Source organism: Pseudahrensia aquimaris, assembly GCF_042676045.1.
Taxonomy (GTDB): Bacteria; Pseudomonadota; Alphaproteobacteria; order Rhizobiales; family Rhizobiaceae; genus Pseudahrensia; species Pseudahrensia aquimaris.
Genome location: NZ_JBHTJV010000005.1, coordinates 201,448 through 218,642, shown reverse-complemented (window position 1 = coordinate 218,642; position 17,195 = coordinate 201,448). Strand labels below are relative to the sequence as shown.

Annotated in this window: 18 protein-coding genes; 10 read left to right on the top strand and 8 right to left on the bottom strand. The window is 57.1% G+C overall.

The features are described from left to right. The 3 genes from ACFQ14_RS08440 to ACFQ14_RS08430 all read right to left on the bottom strand — a co-directional run bounded on the left by ACFQ14_RS08440 (position 1) and on the right by ACFQ14_RS08430 (position 2,729). Positions 1 to 1,533, bottom strand: coding sequence for an acyl-CoA carboxylase subunit beta (locus tag ACFQ14_RS08440; RefSeq protein WP_377212286.1), 1,533 nt, complete (start codon positions 1,531 to 1,533; stop codon positions 1 to 3). A 150-nt stretch (positions 1,534 to 1,683) separates the two neighbouring features. Beyond that, positions 1,684 to 1,965 (bottom strand): YiaA/YiaB family inner membrane protein, encoded by a 282-nt coding sequence (locus ACFQ14_RS08435; protein WP_377212285.1) that lies wholly within the window; start codon positions 1,963 to 1,965, stop codon positions 1,684 to 1,686. Between the two features lie 65 nt (positions 1,966 to 2,030). Further along, positions 2,031 to 2,729 carry a PspA/IM30 family protein gene (locus tag ACFQ14_RS08430; RefSeq protein WP_377212284.1) on the bottom strand — a complete coding sequence of 233 codons (699 nt, stop codon included), beginning with the start codon at positions 2,727 to 2,729 and terminating at the stop codon, positions 2,031 to 2,033. Positions 2,730 to 2,908: 179 nt separating this feature from the next. Here ACFQ14_RS08430 and ACFQ14_RS08425 point away from each other — a divergent pair, with 179 nt between their 5' ends. Together ACFQ14_RS08425 and ACFQ14_RS08420 are read left to right on the top strand one after the other, a co-directional pair. Beyond that, the gene (locus ACFQ14_RS08425; protein WP_377212283.1) at positions 2,909 to 3,511 is read left to right on the top strand and encodes a TetR/AcrR family transcriptional regulator; all 603 of its coding nucleotides are present in this window, start codon (positions 2,909 to 2,911) and stop codon (positions 3,509 to 3,511) included. An 8-nt stretch (positions 3,512 to 3,519) separates the two neighbouring features. Continuing rightward, positions 3,520 to 3,918 carry a hypothetical protein gene (locus ACFQ14_RS08420; protein WP_377212282.1) on the top strand — a complete coding sequence of 133 codons (399 nt, stop codon included), beginning with the start codon at positions 3,520 to 3,522 and terminating at the stop codon, positions 3,916 to 3,918. Here ACFQ14_RS08420 and ACFQ14_RS08415 read toward each other — a convergent pair. Both ACFQ14_RS08415 and ACFQ14_RS08410 read right to left on the bottom strand, forming a co-directional pair. Further along, complete coding sequence (locus tag ACFQ14_RS08415; RefSeq protein ID WP_377212281.1) at positions 3,915 to 5,039, bottom strand: phytanoyl-CoA dioxygenase family protein; 1,125 nt, start codon at positions 5,037 to 5,039, stop codon at positions 3,915 to 3,917. The two genes, ACFQ14_RS08420 and ACFQ14_RS08415, sit on opposite strands and share 4 nt — an antisense overlap. A 60-nt stretch (positions 5,040 to 5,099) precedes the next feature. Further along, a complete protein-coding gene (locus tag ACFQ14_RS08410) occupies positions 5,100 to 5,732 on the bottom strand; it encodes a trypsin-like serine peptidase (protein ID WP_377212280.1) in 633 nt (210 codons plus the stop codon). Between the two features lie 52 nt (positions 5,733 to 5,784). Here ACFQ14_RS08410 and ACFQ14_RS08405 point away from each other — a divergent pair, with 52 nt between their 5' ends. The 4 genes from ACFQ14_RS08405 (at position 5,785) to ACFQ14_RS08390 (ending at position 9,097) form a co-directional block, all read left to right on the top strand. Continuing rightward, on the top strand, positions 5,785 to 6,279 hold the full coding sequence (locus tag ACFQ14_RS08405; protein ID WP_377212279.1) for an ureidoglycolate lyase: 495 nt from the start codon (positions 5,785 to 5,787) through the stop codon (positions 6,277 to 6,279). Next, positions 6,276 to 6,629: a gamma-butyrobetaine hydroxylase-like domain-containing protein gene (locus ACFQ14_RS08400; RefSeq protein ID WP_377212278.1), complete on the top strand. Its 354-nt coding sequence runs from the start codon at positions 6,276 to 6,278 to the stop codon at positions 6,627 to 6,629. Before ACFQ14_RS08405 ends, ACFQ14_RS08400 begins: the two co-directional genes overlap by 4 nt. 96 nt (positions 6,630 to 6,725) lie before the next feature. After that, on the top strand, positions 6,726 to 7,547 hold the full coding sequence (locus tag ACFQ14_RS08395) for a substrate-binding domain-containing protein (RefSeq protein ID WP_377212277.1): 822 nt from the start codon (positions 6,726 to 6,728) through the stop codon (positions 7,545 to 7,547). Then, on the top strand, positions 7,544 to 9,097 hold the full coding sequence (locus ACFQ14_RS08390; protein ID WP_377212276.1) for a HAMP domain-containing protein: 1,554 nt from the start codon (positions 7,544 to 7,546) through the stop codon (positions 9,095 to 9,097). The genes ACFQ14_RS08395 and ACFQ14_RS08390 overlap by 4 nt, the downstream gene beginning before the upstream one ends. Here ACFQ14_RS08390 and ACFQ14_RS08385 read toward each other — a convergent pair. The 3 genes from ACFQ14_RS08385 to ACFQ14_RS08375 all read right to left on the bottom strand — a co-directional run bounded on the left by ACFQ14_RS08385 (position 9,083) and on the right by ACFQ14_RS08375 (position 13,590). After that, entirely contained in the window at positions 9,083 to 10,075 is a 993-nt protein-coding gene (locus ACFQ14_RS08385) for a 2Fe-2S iron-sulfur cluster-binding protein (RefSeq protein WP_377212275.1), read from the bottom strand. The genes ACFQ14_RS08390 and ACFQ14_RS08385 overlap by 15 nt on opposite strands. A 25-nt stretch (positions 10,076 to 10,100) precedes the next feature. Continuing rightward, on the bottom strand, positions 10,101 to 11,828 hold the full coding sequence (locus tag ACFQ14_RS08380) for an ethylbenzene dehydrogenase-related protein (protein WP_377212274.1): 1,728 nt from the start codon (positions 11,826 to 11,828) through the stop codon (positions 10,101 to 10,103). 100 nt (positions 11,829 to 11,928) lie between these two features. Further along, positions 11,929 to 13,590 (bottom strand): EAL domain-containing protein, encoded by a 1,662-nt coding sequence (locus ACFQ14_RS08375; protein ID WP_377212273.1) that lies wholly within the window; start codon positions 13,588 to 13,590, stop codon positions 11,929 to 11,931. 268 nt (positions 13,591 to 13,858) lie between these two features. Between ACFQ14_RS08375 and ACFQ14_RS08370 the strand changes: the two genes are divergently transcribed. From ACFQ14_RS08370 to ACFQ14_RS08355, 4 genes are all read left to right on the top strand, one after another. Beyond that, on the top strand, positions 13,859 to 14,464 hold the full coding sequence (locus ACFQ14_RS08370) for a thymidine kinase (protein WP_377212321.1): 606 nt from the start codon (positions 13,859 to 13,861) through the stop codon (positions 14,462 to 14,464). 83 nt (positions 14,465 to 14,547) lie between these two features. Next, positions 14,548 to 15,576: a TRAP transporter substrate-binding protein gene (locus tag ACFQ14_RS08365; RefSeq protein ID WP_377212272.1), complete on the top strand. Its 1,029-nt coding sequence runs from the start codon at positions 14,548 to 14,550 to the stop codon at positions 15,574 to 15,576. Positions 15,577 to 15,758: 182 nt separating this feature from the next. Then, on the top strand, positions 15,759 to 16,922 hold the full coding sequence (locus ACFQ14_RS08360) for an aromatic ring-hydroxylating oxygenase subunit alpha (protein WP_377212271.1): 1,164 nt from the start codon (positions 15,759 to 15,761) through the stop codon (positions 16,920 to 16,922). Continuing rightward, positions 16,922 to 17,155: a hypothetical protein gene (locus ACFQ14_RS08355; protein ID WP_377212270.1), complete on the top strand. Its 234-nt coding sequence runs from the start codon at positions 16,922 to 16,924 to the stop codon at positions 17,153 to 17,155. The genes ACFQ14_RS08360 and ACFQ14_RS08355 overlap by 1 nt, the downstream gene beginning before the upstream one ends. Positions 17,156 to 17,195 lie beyond the last annotated feature (40 nt).

Below are 17,195 nucleotides of genomic sequence, written 5' to 3'. Positions count from 1 at the left end.
TCACAAAGGCAGATTATCGTGCTTCTTCCACGGGTTCTCTAACTTCTTGCCCTTTAACATCGCAAAAGCCCGGCACAGTCTTACCCTTGTCTGGCTGGGCATGATGACGTCGTCGATGTAACCGCGTTCGGCGGCTACGAAGGGGTTGGCGAAGCGGTCTTCGTAGTCCTTTGTTCGGGCGGCGATTTTGTCTGCGTCGCCTAGTTCGCTTCGGTAGAGAATTTCAACTGCGCCTTTGGCGCCCATGACGGCGATTTCGGCTGTGGGCCAGGCGTAGTTGAGGTCTCCGCGCAGGTGTTTGGATGCCATCACGTCGTAGGCACCGCCATAGGCTTTGCGGGTGATGAGGGTGACTTTGGGCACGGTCGCTTCGCCGTAGGCGAAGAGCAGTTTTGCGCCGTGTTTGATGACGCCGCCGTATTCCTGAGAGGTGCCGGGCAGGAAGCCGGGGACGTCCACCAGCGTCAGCATGGGCACGTTGAAGGCATCGCAGAAGCGAACGAAGCGGGCGGCCTTGCGGCTGGAATCGATGTCCAGCACGCCGGCCATCACCATGGGCTGGTTCGCCACCACGCCGATGGTTTGGCCTTCAAGGCGCATGAAGCCGGTGATGATGTTCTTGGCGAAGGCTTCCTGGATCTCGAAGAAATCGCCCTCGTCGGCGACCTTATGGATGAGTTCCTTGATGTCGTAGGGCTTGTTGGGATTGTCGGGGATCATCGTGTCGAGGCTGGGCTCGATACGGTCCGGCGAGTCAAAAAACGGGCGCACGGGGGCGCTTTCGCGGTTGTTGAGCGGCAGGAAATCGTAGAGGCGGCGCATCTGGCGAAGCGTCTCGACGTCGTTGTCGAAGGCACCGTCCGCGACGGAGGATTTCGACGTGTGGGTCTTTGCGCCGCCCAGTTCTTCGGCCGTGACGATTTCGTTGGTGACGGTTTTCACTACGTCCGGGCCGGTGACGAACATGTAGGATGTATCGCGCACCATGAAGATGAAATCGGTCATGGCGGGGGAATAGACCGCGCCGCCCGCGCATGGGCCCATGATGACGGAAATCTGCGGCACGACGCCGGAAGCGAGCACGTTTTTCTGGAACACATCGGCGTAGCCGCCGAGCGAGGCCACGCCTTCCTGAATGCGTGCGCCGCCGGAATCGTTCATGCCGATCACGGGCGCGCCGTTTTTCATGGCCATGTCCATGATCTTGCAGATTTTCGCGGCGTGGGTTTCGGAAAGCGAGCCGCCCAGCACGGTAAAATCCTGGGAATAGACATAGACCAGACGGCCGTTGATCGTGCCCCAGCCGATCACCACGCCGTCGCCGGGGATTTTCTGGTCCGCCATGCCGAAATCGGTGCAGCGGTGGGTGACGAACATGTCGTATTCTTCAAACGAGCCTTCATCGAGCAGCACTTCGATGCGCTCGCGGGCGGTGAGTTTGCCCTTGGAATGTTGGGCGGCAACCCGCTTTTCACCGCCGCCGGCAATGGCCTCGTCGCGGCGCGATTGAAGCTCTTGAAGAATGTCTTGCATGGTGTCCCCTCCGCTCGGCTTTTTCGCCGTGTGGCGTTTAACTTATTGGGCGGGAAGGGAGAGCGCAATCATGCCTTTGGTTGATATTTGGGGTCATACAAAAAGGCCGGAGCTTTCGCTCCGGCCTTCCCTGACTTGTTTTTGCAGCGCTTAGATGAGGTCGCTGTCTTTGGTGTCCATCAACAACTTTTCGGTGCGGGCGCTTTCGATGCGGTTGTGAAGGGCTTTGGTCTCTTCGTTGTCGCGCAGGGTCTTGGTCATGGCGACGGATGTGTAGACCAGCATGATGGCCGCCATCGCGTAGAAGCCTTTGGCCGAGAACGATGCTTCGAGGAAGAAGATGCCGCCTGCCATCATGCAGGCTGCGAGGCCGAAAGCTGCGAAGGTGAATGTCTGCCAGATGTTGTTTGTGATGCTTGTTGCGTTGTTCATGGTCTTAGTTCCTGTTTTGGTTGGGTGCGCCGTGATTGGCGCGGTTGGGTTGGGTTAGAGTTGGGTTAGCTTGCTTTTTTGGTTGGCTTTTCTGCCTTGGCTTTCAGGCGGGCTAGCACGTCGTCTGCGGAAGAGCGCAGGGGCGCACCGAGGCCGGCTTCGGCCATGCGTTCTGCGACGTCGGCGGGGGCAGTGGAGGTCTCCAGTTCCGCTTCGGCCTTGCGGGTGAGGTCTGTTGCCTGCTGGCGCTGCTCGAGGCGGGCGAGTGTCTCTTCGGCTTCCCGCAGGGTGCTGTTGGTGTCGAGCGGGCTTTCGTCGGCCAGCTTTTGCGTGTGCTGGGTGGCAACAGCGAGGCGTTGACCGCGCTCCAGATCGCGCATTTTAAGTTGTGCCGTGCGGATTTCCTTTTTCAGGCGAGAGATTTCAGCGTTGAAGCGGGCCTGCGCCTTTTCCGATGAGGCTTTTTCGTCTTCCAAGCCAGCAATCGCTTCGGCTGCTTCCTGCGCCAGTTCGGCTTTGTTGGCCTCGATGGCCGCCATGGCGCGGGTTTCCAGATCAGCGATCTGCTTTTTGATTTTCGCGTGGCGGGCGACTTCTTGTTCCTGACCGGCCATTGCGATGGCGACGGCTTGGCGGGATTTTTTGACCGCCGCACCCGCATCGCGGATTTGTTGGCGCAGCAAGGGCAGGGCGTTTGCGTCTGTGAATGCTTCCGCTGCATCGGCGCTGCGGCCGCGGAAGAGGGTGAGGACTGTCTTGAACATTTTGTTTCCTTCGGGTTCGTGAACGTTGTTCATGAGACGAATATACACGTTCGTGAACATTGTTCAAGAACTAATTTGAACAATGTTCATTTTTCGGTGGCGCTTGGTTAATTGATGGTTTATTCGTGTGGCGCGGGACATTCCCCGCGGGAATTTCATTCGCATAGGAAAGTTTGAGAATGTCGAAAGTCGCTCAGCGTAAAGCGCAGTTGCATCAGGATCTGATCCACGCGGCTGAAAAGCGAATCGCATCGGACACCGTTGCGCAGCTTCGCGCTCGCGATCTGGCGAAAGACGCTGGCTGCTCTGTGGGAGCTATATATAATGTGGTGGACGATCTCGACGCGATCATTCTCCACGTCAGTTTTCGCACGCTCAAGCGCATTGATGTTGTGATGGAAGAGACGGGCGCTTTGCGTGCAAAAGACGAACCTATTGAGTGCATGGTGCAATTGGCGTTGACGTATTTTTCGTTTGTGCGCGAAAACTACAATCTGTGGCGTGCGCTTTTCGATCACGATCTTCCCGCCGATTATCCGCTACCTGATTGGGTGCTGGAGGGGCAGAAGACGCTGTTTCGCCATATCGAGCGGCCACTCCGCAAATATATGCCTGATGCTGATGACGCTCTGTTACAGCGCACAGCGCGCAGCCTGTTTGCCTCTGTCCATGGCGTCGTTAGCCTGTCGATGGAGGGCAGGGTGTCGGGTATTTCGCTTGATGCCGTGCCGCCGCAATTGGAATTTCTGCTGCGAACTTTCGTGAAAGGGTTGCAAAACTAGGGAGCGGTATGGTGGTTCGCGATCTGCAAGCCGGCTTCTTCTATTTCGCCTGCGTCTTTGCTGTTGGCTTCGCACTTGGAACTTTACGTGTCTTGGTGGTGGCACCTGCCCTTGGAGAATTGATGGCTGTGGCGGTGGAACTGCCGTTCATGCTGCTGGCCTCTTGGGTGCTATGCCGAATGATCGTTAGCAAGGCTGGTGTGCCCCATCGCGTCGCTGATCGCCTGTTGATGGGCGGCGCGGCCTTTGCGCTGTTGTCGGCAGCGGAGATTTCGTTGGGTCTGTTTGGGTTTGGGCTGACGCTCGCTGACTACTTCGCTTCTTTAGTCAGTGCAGAGGGCGCACTTGGGCTTCTCGCGCAGCTTATCTTTGCTTTCATTCCACTCATGCAAATGAAGAGAGCCTAGGCTCGCCGTTTGGCGTCGCGCTCGTCCAGCGCCTTTTCAAGCGCCGCCTGATCCCAGTCTTCTCGCAACGCTTGATGCATCAACGCCTGCTGGCTTTGCGGCGCGAGGCCGCCGATGGGTGGGTCGTTGTCGAGATTGGTGGGGAAGGAATAGCCTTCCGCCGTGCTGGCGATGACGGCGTGGATTTCGCCTGCCGATAAGGTTCCCGATTTCAGGAACGGAAAAACCGTCTTGCACATGGCGGTGCGGTCGATGGTTTCCATCGCGCGTCCGAATGCAGACGAAATCTGCACCAGATTAACGAGGCGGTGGATGTCTTGCGTGCGGTTATCGCCTGCGCCGTGCAGAAGGCCGGGGGAGAAGAAGACGAGATCACCCTTGTCGAGCGGCAATTGCACGAAATTCGCCTCGAACAGGGCACGCACTTCGTTTTCGCGGAATAGCGCATAGTTGTGCGGCCATTTTTGCGAATGGGGCAGCAGTTTCGTCGGTCCGCTTTCGATGGGCACTTGTCCGTGCGCGATGGCACCTTGCAGAGTGAGCTGGGCGGATGTGGCGTGAATGTGTGCCGGATAGCTGGCGACTTGTTCTGCCGTCATGAAGCCGAGATGATAGTCGCAATGGCCCTCTTGCGCCGCGCCGCCGGGGTGGACGAGATTGACCTGCGCGGTCATTTGGAAAGCGGGGCCAAGCCAGCTTTCTGCCGCTAGTTCCAGCCATCTGTTGGCGTGGTAGCGCACATAGAGTTCGGGCGCTTCGCGGCACAGTTTTTCCAGGCTGTTCCAAATGCGGTCGTTTGAACCTGCCTTGGCGAAATGATCGCCGCCACCACCCGAACCTTGTTTTTCGCGGGCGATGATCTGGTTGAACGCATCGGTCGCTTCATCGATGATTGATGTGTCTTGGTATCCGCTCTTGAGCACGAAAACGCCGGCGCCGGTGAGTAAGACCTGCGCCAATTCCTTCATTAAATTCTGACGCAGTTCACCGTCGAGATGACTGGCAAGTCTTGCGCAATCGTAGACGGGTATATTTTCTTGGATGGACGATGCGAGCGGGACGTGGGCAGAATTGGTCTGCGTTGCGATCAGGGTTTCGAGTTCCGATACGTGGCGGCTCATGTCGTCTTGCTCCCGTGCGTTTGTATGAGCGTGGAGCGAAATCGAACCGGCATCAAGCCACTATTTGCAGGGGGCATCCGGCAGATCGTCTGCAAGTGTTGCCACGCTGAAGGCTTTGCTGGTGGATGCCATGACGCCCACGATTTTGCCGTCCACACGAACGGGCGAGCCGGACATTCCCGGCTCCACTGGACATTCCATCCGCGCCCGCGTTCTGCCCTTTTGCAGTGCGCAGGTTAGCGTAGTGGTGATGTGGGCTTTGGAGCGGCGATAGCCTGTCACATCGGCTGTGGACAGTTTTGCCAAGCCTTTCACGTCGCCCATCGGCAGGGGTTTTTGGGCCGAGCGTTTGTCGAGGCAGATGACGGCGATGTCGCGGCTTTTGTGCGGATGGATGCTTTTGACCTTGCGCAGTTCCACCCATTCGCCGCGATCATAACCGAAGACAACGCGCAAATCCCTGCGCGGGCGGTTCTCTATGCAATGGCGGGCTGTGAGCAGGCGCGACGGGCCGATCAACGATGCTGTGCAATGGCTGCGGCGTGACAAGCCGGCATAGTTGAGCCGCGCAATCGCGTTTTCTGCCGCGAGCGCTTGCGAAGCGGGCAACAGTGTTGCTGGAAGGGCTGCGACCAGCGCCGCCATTGCGCCCCGCGAAAGCGCGGTGTAGCCCCGAAACGTGATCTTGTTCATAAGCCCTATCGTGGCCAAACATGAGTGCGAGTTCAATGCGGAAAGGCAAAGCATGGCTGAATTGACGCGACTGGTGGCAAAGCCGCTGACCCGCGAGGCTTTCTCGCCCTACGGGAATGTCATCGAGACTGATGGAGCGGACAGTTTCGCCATCAACAACGGCACGACCGAGAGATTTCACGCTTTAGCACAGGCCGAGAGTGTGGATGGAGAAGTGATCCTGTCGATCTTTCGCGGCCAGCCTTTCTCCATGCCGCTGACAATCACCATGATGGAACGCCATCCGCTTGGTTCTCAGGCTTTTGTGCCGATGCAGAACCGCCCATGGATTGTCGTCGTCGCGCCAGATGCGGGCGGTGCGCCGGGCAAGCCGAATGCCTTTATCGCGCAGGGCGATCAGGGTGTGCAATACAGCCGCAACGTTTGGCACCACCCGCTGATCTCGCTGGAAGAGGTGAGCGATTTTCTCGTCATGGACCGCGCGGGCGCAGGCGATAATTTGGAGGAATGTAATTTGAACGCGCCCTACGAGGTTCATCTTTCATGACCGTTGCTACCCCCAGTGAAATTCGCCTTTCCGCCGACAAGCGCACACTCACCGTCTCCTTTGGTGATGCCGAGCGGCATGAATTGAGCGCGGAATTGCTGCGTGTGGAAAGTCCGTCTGCTGAAGTGCAAGGCCACGATCCAAGTGCCAAGAAAACCGTACCCGGCAAAAGTAGCGTGACCATTCGGCAGATTGAGCCGGTGGGCAATTATGCTGTGCGGCTGGTTTTCGATGACGGCCATGACACCGGCATTTACTCGTGGTCGGTTTTGCACCGGCTGGCGAAGGAGGGCGAAACACTTTTTGCAGCGTACCTTCGGGCGCTGGAGGAGAAAGGGCTTTCACGCTGATCGGAGCGGTTCAAATTTAATCGCATAGGTTTAAATGTTGTTCATAAAACACTAATAGGTTGCAATTATCCAAATTGCATCCAGTCAGGTGGATTTATGAAAGCTCTTGTTATGGCATCAATCGTCTTGTCCCTCGCCACCGCTGCGGTGGAGGCCCGCCCTATCCAGGTGGTCGGAACGGGAGATGGGATGGAACTTGTTCGCGCCCTTGGCGCGGCGTTCACTTCTGATAACCCGGATACGGTCATTCTTGTGCCGCCCAGCATCGGTTCCGGCGGCGGCATTGCGGCCGTGGGCGGGCGCAAGGCACCTTTGGCACGGGTGGCGCGGCCGTTGAAGCCAACGGAAGAGGCCAGCGGCTTGGTGGCGCGGGCGATGTTTCGTCTGCCGAGCGCCATATACACGCATCCGGACTTGGCGATTGAAAGCCTCAGCCACGAGCAGCTCATCGGCATCTATTCCGGTGCGGTCAACAATTGGGCGGCTCTGGGCGGGCCGGATTTGCGCATCAAGGTTGTGCGCCGCGAAGACACGGATTCCACGCTCGCTGTGCTTCGCCGCTCCATGCCCGGATGGGACGATTTGGAACTCACGACACGGTCGAAGATCGCGGTGACCACACAGGATTCTGTTGAATCGGTGAAAAGTACGCTGGGCGCGATTGGCTTTGGTCCGTTCTCGCGGGTGCTGGAGGAGAGTGTCAACGTGCTCAAAATTGAAGGGCTTCACCCGACTGACCAAGGCTATTTCAGCGCGGTGACAGTGTCTTATGTTTGGCGGCGTGATGACTTACGCGACGATGCCAAGGCTTTTGTCGATTACGGCCAATCACCGAAAGCACAGGCTCTGTTGTCGGCGCTGGGTGCGGTGCCGATTGCTGGCGACGATGCCGATGCGACGGGTACTGTTGCGCAATGAGTTTGTCGAGCCGACTCGTCTGGACCGTGACGCTGACCGTTGCGGTGGCACTGGCGGTTTTTGTGTCGCTCACCGCCTGGCGGCTGAACCAGGCGACGCGGGCTCAGGCCCGTTCGATTGAACATCGTATGCAGGCGAAATTTTCGCAGCAATTGGAGCTTGAAGGGAAACTTGCCGTTTCGTTTTTGCAGCGTGCGGAAAATGACGTGCACGCTTCCGTATCCGCGCTGGCGGGACGCAATGAGACGCGGGAACTTATTGAGCGGGGCAATATCGTCGCCATCGATATGACAATTGCCAAGGCGGCGGCGTCATACCATCTGGATTCTGTCGTGGTTTTTGATCGCGCGTTGAAGGCGGTCGGCTCGCACCAACCCGGGCTGAACCTGCTGACCGTGAACGAAATATTTGCTTCCTCGCCCTTGGCGGAGAAAGCGCGCGGCCTGTTGGATCAAGTCAACCGCGATAAACCGGTTTTCCTGCGCAAGTATTTTCCCGTTGATGCTGTTTACGGTGCGGGTATCGGGATGAAGGGCGAAGGGCTGGCCGCGGTCTCCATACATCCTGTTTTTGATGAATTCGGTGATGTGTTGGCGCTCGTTGTCGGACATCGCCTGCTTTCAGGCGATGATCTTCTGATCGATCGTTTCACCAGCAGCCGCAATCTGGGTATCGAGGTTTTGGATGATAATGCGACGCTTATGCAAGCGGGGCTGAGCACCCAAAGCGCATCGACTTTGCCGTTGATTTCCTATTGCGCTCCATTCGAAGAGGTGTGGAAGATTTGCGTGCACACGCCGCGTGCCGAGATGACCAGAGAGACAGGCGCGTTGACAAAGGCGCTGGCGGAAGAGCGTGACGGGCTCATTCGGTGGGTCTCGATTTTGTCGGCTGCATCGCTGATACTGGCTGCCTTGTTTTCCAGCTGTGTAACGCGCCGCGTGATGGCACCGTTGGCGCAAATCACAAATGCGGTTCGTTCCGTTGCCAAGGGAAACTGGATGGCACGGGTTGCAGGCCGCTCACGCCCGGACGAGGTCGGCGAGATTGCCCGCGCCGTGACCGTTTTGCAGCAATCGGTGAAAGAGCGCGAACAATTGCAGGCCGATGTGGCCGACGTGAATGCACTTCGCAACAGCCGCGCTGCGCTGCAAACCATGCTGGACGATTGCCGAACGGGGCTTCGCAAAAAGCTGTTCCGCCTGTCTGATGCAAGCGAGCGGGTGCAGACTTCGCTTGACCGCATCGCCTCGCTGACCAGTCTGGCGGAAGGCGAGGCTGATGAAAGCCGTCTCGTTTCAATGCGCCTGATAGATGACGGTGCAAGCGAGGGCTCATCCGTCGGTTCGCAGGCCAAACTGGTGCGCGATGCGATTGATCGGCTGAGCGAAACTATTTCCACGATCGGCGAAGGGGGGAAGGAAATGGGTGCCGAAGTTGAAGCGCTGTTGGGCGATGTAAGCGACCTTGATCGCACCGTGAAACGCTTCCTCATTGATGTGCAAGGTGTTCCCAGTCTGCCTGCCAAGCCGGCATCAGAGCCTGCCTGACAGTCCGCTCCAACCGCGCAAACGGTCGATCAAGCCGCTCTTGCCCTGGCTCGCTGTGAACGGGTCGGCATAGCACCTCGCGCCGGCCTGCGCGGCAAGCTGTTGAGTGCTGGTGACGACTCGAGGATTGCCTGCAACGTGGATGCTGGTTTCGTTGTTGAGACTTGGGAGATGTTGGTCCGGAGTTCCGCTGAAAGTTCTTTCATCGCTTGCCGAACGGGCGGTAAGGACGATGTTGGCTCGGCTGTTTTCCGCTAACCAGCGCAGCGCGGGCATCATGTAAATGGATGATGGGTTGTGGACGCCTGTGATCAAAGAGACTTGCCGTGCAGAACCCGATTTAACCACCGAGCGGGCGAGCGACCAGATCGGCGCAAAGCCAGTGCCTGTGGACGCCAGCACAAGCGGGCCGTCTTCCGCCTCACGCAAATAGGCGCTGCCATACGGGCCTTCGATGCGCAGGGCGTGTCCGACTTCGATCGCTTTGCCGAATTGCGAAGACACGCGTCCGTTTGCCAATCGCTTGATGTGAAAGATCGCCTGGTCGGGTTGGTCTGTGTCTCCTACCGGTGCGGAGAAAGAATATTCGCGGGGCGGAAAGCCATTAAAGGCAATCTTGGCGTATTGGCCGGGGCGGTGGAGCAGTGGTTCGTTCAGGCGCGTGGTGATTTCCAGAACATCATCAGACAATGCGTGGATTGTCTCGATCTGTCCGTGTCGCCGCTCTACGGGCAGGGCTTCGTCGAACGTGATCGTGGCATCGCCAGACACGCGCGCTTGGCACGCCAGCACTGTGTCGCCGTAATTCGTATTGTTCGCTTCCACCGCGCCGTGGACTACGCGCACACGGCAGGTTTCGCACTGGCCCGTGGCGCAATCGTGCGGCACCAAAATTCCGGCAGACAAGGCCGCATCTACCAGCGTTTCGCCGCGTTCTGCGGGCACGATTTTACCGTTGAAGTTGAGCGTTGAGTGCATGAGTGCCTCTCGTCTGGTGCTGTGGCTAGTTTGGAATGACGAGCGTCACGGGGCGCTGGTGACGGGTGTGGCGGGTCTGGTTGTGATCGAAAACCGACAGCCAGACATAAATTGTGCGGCCCTTGTGGAAGGCCATGTCGTAGGGCGAGCCGGTGTCGCGCTTGCGGCTGACTTCCAATGTCCAGATCCCATCCCTCCACCGCGCACCGCCGGATAGGTCTGCGCGGTCGCCATTGTATTGGTGGATGTTGAGCGTGGTGGGCAGGACGGTGCCAATGGGTATCGCGGCGTCCAGAGCGGGGTGGTAAGGCACGGAATCGTCTCGCGTCATCCACCACTTTGAGCCTTCTGCGTTGTCGCCGTCTGCACCCCTTGGCAAGCGACCAAGGGCGAGGCGCATGGCAGCGAGATCGCGCGGCAGTCGTTTCAGACGTACGGGGCTGTCATAGCCGTTAGCGCCGTCTGCGATGTAATTGTATTCGTAGATCGCCTTGCCGGGATCGGAGGTGTAGCCCGCGGCGTAACGCTTCTTGCCTTGCTCCTGTGCCGGTGTTGCCTTCAGCGGTGGGCCAAAATGCATATCGTCAACATAGCCGAGCATGCCGCCGCGCGATGATTTCCACTGCCATAGATCGAGAATGCGCCCGTCATCTGTGTAGTGCAGGCCGCGCTGGTGGGGTGATTTGGGGTAGTTCGGCAGCGGATCTTTTCCCAGATAAGTGGAACCGCCGCCGCCCAATTGGTCGTTGAGCGAAAACAGGACTGCGAATTTGTCTTCGTAGTAATCGTTCACGTCTGCCTGCGCTGCGCCTGTTGAGATGACCCGCCAGCCATCGTCACTTTTCACCACGGGTGAGCGCATGAGGGAGCGGGTTGGATCTTGCCACAGGAATGCGAAATGGATCGTGTCTTCGTTGACCGTGGCCTTTATGGAAACGCTGCTGGAGCCTGTGCCGCCAAGGTTAGCGCCTTGATGGGTTTCTATTGTCGCTGTTTCGGCCATTGCCCAAAATGGCTCATCCAGCACGCCGTCCAAAGTTGGTGTGCTGGTGATGGCCAAGGCTGTGATCGTTGGCCGTGTGGTCCAATCCAGGCCAACGGCTGCAGCTGCTGTGGTGATGGCGACGATCATTGCGATGCCGAACGGCCAAACTTTTGTCTGGAAGCTCTCTAACAAGGGTTCCGGGCGGAACAGGCGGAGCAGTTGCGCGATGCCACCATAGAGAAAATGGGTAAGTGAATGGATGGCGATATAGGCCAGCATCGCCCACGCCAGCCACGTGTGCAGGGTGAGAAACAGGCTGGCATAACCCAGATAGAGTGCGATGCCCGTCACCGTGAGGGCGAGAATTGCTGCGTATGCGAACCAGTGCAGTGCGACATTGATTGCACGCCAACGAAGGCGGCTGGTGGTGGGCGGTGTTAGTGTTTTCAACCGCGAAGGTGCGTTGCGTGCTCCCAAAACAGCGCGGCGCACATAGATGAAGTAGGCAGCCGTGCTTGCAATGAGGGTTATGCTTGCGGCGATGTGCCAGGTCCAGATTTCACCTTGGGGCAGAATGGGGTCCAGCGCTGCTGCCCAATGATTGGTGAGGCCATCTGCTGAGATCCGCAGGCCAGTAAGCAGGCTAACGATCAACGAGATAACGGTGAGCCAATGGAGCGTGACTGTGCCAGCATCGCTGCCCGGCTTCACAGCCTTTTTGCTTCTTTGGTTAGGCTTGTTGTGTTCAAGCGTGGCTGTATCCAACATTATCAGCTCCGAAATTCATCGCGAGCTCAATAAATCAAATACAACTTAAAGTTGCAATACAGATATTACCAAGAGGTTAACACGCCGCATGCTAGACATTTCATGATTTGGACGCGCCGCGTTTCTTTGGGCCGATGGCAAGCACGTTCGGCGCTTTGCTTTTGCGATCGGACGGATGGAGAAAAGGGCGCAGCTTGGAGAGGTTTTCCGGCGGCAAGGGGGGGCTGAAAACATAGCCCTGAACGCCGCAATGGAAAGCACGCAGAAAGTCCAATTGTGGCTCCGTTTCGATGCCTTCAACTGTCACCTCAACATCAAGTTCACGTGCCATTATCATGAGCGAACGAACGATGGCGATTGTCTTGGGGTCATCAGGCAGACCATCTGAAATGGATTTGTCGATCTTTATTTTCGAGAATGCCAAGCGGCGTAGATTGCCAATCGAAGTGTAGCCCGAACCGAAGTCATCCATTGCTACGCAAACACCGATTGCGCGTAGGCGTGCGATGATGTCGGCGGAGGCGTCGAAGTTGTCGATGAGCGCTTCTTCGGTCACTTCGATTTCCAAGCGCGATGGCTCGATCTCGCATGAGCGCACAGCGCTGCGCACCAGATCAACCAGTTTGGTGTTGAGCTGCGAAGGGGTGACGTTGATGGCGAAGTGGACGCCGGCCGGCCAATTGCGCGCCTCGTCCAATGCGCATGCGAGTATCTTCGCGGTGAGCTCGTGCAGCAGGCCAAGGCTGGTTGCCATCTCCACAATGTCAGGCGGGATGACGCGCCCCAGCGTTGGGTGTTGCCAGCGCACGAGGGCTTCAAAACCGATCAGCTTATTGTCGGCAGCGTTGATGACAGGTTGGAAGTGTGGCGCGATTTCACCGCAACGCAGCGCAGCGGGAAGCGCGTCCAGCAATGCCGCGCGTCGGTCAGATTTTTCGCGAAGTTCAGAGGAGAAAAAATCAATGAATGGTGATGCTTGTGCGAGAATACTACAATTTAGTAGAGCTTGAACCGTAAAGCCATGATCGGGGAAAAGCGCAGCGCCAATCTGGATTTCCAGCGGGGCGTTGAACTGTTTGATGACGGTAGCGGTGATACGTCTGGCTTGGGCGATCATGTGTGCATGTTCGTCGGCATCCTCGGACGTGTCGGTAAGAAACGAAAGCGACAGGGCGTCGGTGCGACCGACCGGGCAATCTTCGCCAAACTCTTCTTGGAGGCGCGTGGTCAAGGTTTGAAGCAACGCGCCGCGCTGCACGAATGTTAGCCCCATGCCCGTTGTCGACTGTGCATTCATCCGCAGATTTATCAGCAGCGCAGGTTCGCCCTTCGGTGCGCATAGTGCGAGGCGTTTTTGCACCTCTTTTTCAAACGCACCGGCGCGCAACGCTCCGCTTTGGGGATCGGTCGCTTCTGTTTTGTGCAGGTGTTTTGCAAGGGCAACCTGTTGGGTTCGGTCTTCAAATTCGATGATGGCGGTTGCGCTGTTTTTAGCGCTTCGGTGCAGGGTGACGGCAAGGTCCCGTCTGCGGCCATCGGGGTGGTTGGTGTTGGTCAGTTCGATGGTTTCGCCGCAATAGGCAAACAGGTTTTCTGTTGCCCTTTGGTTAGCGATCAGTTGGTCGAGCAGGGTGTTTTCCACCTGTTTTGCGTTCATGGCGAACAGTGTGAGAAAGGCTGCATTGGCAGAAATAATTTCCAAACCGTCGCACAGGCAATAGGCGCGTTTAAGCGCGTGGAAAGTTTCCAGAAACTGCGCCACATCCTCGCTGCGGTTCGTTCGTTTATCGGACCTTTTGTTGCGCAGAAAAAGCACGGCAAGCACCTTTATTTGGCTCTGGCGGTGCGATGGGTGCCCCGCGCTGCATGTTGTCTGCTTTTCCCAATGTTCAATCTAAGGTTGCAAATATCAATGGCAGGTTAAGATCGCTCCAGAATTTGCAACTGTGGATGCCCGCCTCGGCCCCGCTTGGCTGGAGAAGAATGAGCGAATAGGCATGGCGTCATCCACCCAGCAGGGAAGCTGTGTCTTGGCCAAGCTCTACTTTAGCTATTCGGCGATGAATGCCGGTAAGTCGACCGTTCTGTTGCAGGCGTCTCACAACTACCGTGAGCGCGGCATGCACACGTATTTGCTAACGGCAGCGGTGGATGACCGGATAGGCGTTGGCAAAATTGGTTCCCGTATCGGGCTTGAGGAAAAGGCCGATACTTTTCGCGCTGGCGACGATCTGTACGAACGTATTGCCGAGCACCACGAGCTACAGCCGATCACGTGTGTTCTGGTGGATGAGGCGCAGTTTTTGTCTGATGAGCAAGTTTGGCAATTGGCGCGGGTGGCGGACCGTTTGGGCATTCCCATCATGTGCTATGGCCTGCGCACGGATTTTCAGGGAAATCTCTTTCCCGGTTCCGCTCGCCTGCTGGCGATTGCCGATGTGTTGCGGGAAATTCGCACGATTTGCTGGTGTGGGCGAAAAGCGATGATGGTGGTGCGTCTCGATCAAGATGGTCGTGTGCTGGAAGACGGCGATCAGGTGTCTATTGGGGGCGAAGAAAGCTACGTTTCGCTGTGCAGACGCCACTGGGACGACCGCAATATTGGGCCGGAAGGTCAACTTAAGATGTTCTTGTAGGCTGGATGTTGCTTTGGCGGGTTGGTCTGCATAGATTTGCCACTGAAGGGCTCACCCCGGGCCTGTTTTCTGGGAGGAAATCCATGTTTCGTCAAATGCTTGTCGCGGGTGCTGTTGCTGCCGCGCTTATGTCCTCAACATCCGCTTTCGCGCAGGAAGTTACGCTGAAAATGCAGCACTTTTTGCCTGCGCCTGCCACCGTGCCAGCGAAGTTTCTGACGCCGTGGGCGGAAAAGGTTGAGAAGGAATCTGGCGGTCGCATCGAAATTGATATTTTCCCGACGATGCAATTGGGCGGCAAGCCGCCACAGCTGTATGACCAAGTGAAAGACGGTGTGGTCGATCTCGGCTGGACGTTGCCGGGCTACACGCCAGGTCGTTTCCCAAGCGTGGAGGCTTTTGAACTGCCATTTATGATGACCAACGCGCCTGCGACATCTAAAGCGCTGATGGACTATGTCGAAAAACACGGGGCTGACGAGTTCAAGGACGTGAAGATCATCGCTATGCACGTTCATGGTCCTGGTGTCATTCATGCCAAAGGCGACGGCATTCGCTCGCTGGAAGATATGGCTGGCAAAAAGCTGCGCGGACCAACGCGGGTGATCAACAATCTGCTCAGCGAAGCGGGCGCAACGCCGATTGGCATGCCTGTTCCCGCTGTGCCGGAAGCGCTTTCAAAAGGTGTAATTGATGGTACGGTTATTCCATGGGAAGTGACTAAGGCGCTGAAAGTCTCGGAACTGACCAACACGCACACCGAGTTTGGCGGCGACCGGGCGCTTTATACGGCGGTGTTTGTTTTCGCGATGAACAAAGCCAAATACGATGCCATGCCGGATGATCTGAAGAAGGTGATCGACGACAATTCGGGCCTGATGGCCGCTGAATGGGTCGGGCAAGTGATGTGGGATGCCGATGCTCCCGCTCGCAAGGTGGCCGAGGATCGCAAGAATGCGTTCGTTGCTATTGAAGGCGAAGAATTGGCCAAGTGGCAGGCTGCGGGACAAAAAGTCTCCGATGCCTGGGCGGCGGAAATGACCGAGAAGGGCCGTGATGGCGCTGCGATGGTCAATGATGCGAAAATGCTGATCGAAAAATACTCCAAGTAAGTCTTTCCAACCAGCAGACCCTCGGGCGTGCAAGCTGCTGCGGGAAAGCCTCCCGCAGCGGTTTTTTTGTGCCGTGTCGCAGGGGGAACAGAAGGAGGCATTTCGTGCCGCAAAATTCCATAGGCGCAAAGGCCACGCTGGGGTTAGCTGCTAACAGTCCGCCGGTTTGAGGAGAGCGTGTTATGGGCTTCGATGTGAACGTGTTGAACGGTGTTCTGCAGCCTGTGTCGAAGGCCACGGGGTTGCCCAATGAATTCTATATCGACCAGCAGACATTTGATGCGGAGCGGGAGCACGTCTTCTTTGGCAATTGGGCAGCAATGGGCTTTGCGGCCGATGTGCCGGAACAGGCTAACGCCAAGCCGGTGACATTCCTGGGGATGCCGCTTTTGATGGTGCGCGGGCAGGATGGGCAGGTTCGGGTTTTCCAAAATACGTGTCGGCACCGCGGCATGATATTGGTGGAGGAGCCGAAGAAGATGCGCGGCGTCATTCGCTGTCCGTATCATTCATGGTGCTACGATCTCAAAGGCGCACTGAAAACCACGCCGCATGTGGGCGGACCGGGCCAGAATATGCATCACGAGATTGACCGCGATGCGCTGGGCCTGATCGAAATCCGTAGCCATGTTTGGCAAGATGTAGTGTTTGTGAACATTTCCGGCGATGCGCCGCCATTCGAAGAAGCGGCGTCTGAATTGCTGGAGCGCTGGAGTGAATTCGAGAAGCCATCCTATTTTGGCGGCGCGGATTCGACCTTTGAGCTGAAAGTGAAATGCAATTGGAAACTTGCGGTAGAGAACTATTGCGAGAGCTACCACCTGCCTTGGGTGCATCCGGGATTGAACTCTTATTCACGACTGGAAGACCATTATCACATCATGGAGCAAGGGCGTTTTGCGGGGCAGGGGACGGTGGTTTATGATCCGAAACTCTCCGACAATCAGGCGTTTGCGAACTATGATGGGCTGGCTGAAAAATGGGACAAGTCGGCGGAATATATCGCGCTGTTTCCAAACGTTCTGCTGGGTGTTCACCGCGATCACCGCTTTGCGATAATTCTGGTGCCGGATGATATTGGCAACACGACTGAACGTATTGCGCTTTACTATGCTGACGAGAGCATGACGGGCGATGAATACGCCGATTTGCGGGCCAAGAATGCGGCACTTTGGAAGGAAGTGTTTGAGGAAGACATTTTCGTGGTCGAAGGCATGCAGGCGGGGCGGCACGGGCGCTATTTTGATGGAGGCAAGTTTTCTCCTGTCATGGATGAGCCGACATGGGTTTTTCACCACTGGGTCGCCAGCCAGATGTTGAAGGCGGGCGAAGGCGTTGCTGGCTGATGGAAGATGCAGCCGCGCTGGATGCGGCAATTCTTGCTGCGCATGAGCGGCAAGACGCGGAAAACCTTGCGCACTTATATCACCAAGCTGCTTTGTTGAAACTTGCCGAAGGCGACCTGCCGGCGCACGGGTTTTTGCTAACGCAGGCTTATGTTTTTGCGCTGGAAAGCGGGCATTGCTTGTCCGCAGAACTCCGCGACATGCTCATTCAGCTTGGACGCGAGGCGCCTTGAGGCGACACGTTTTATGCAAATGCGATGAAATTTGCTGCAA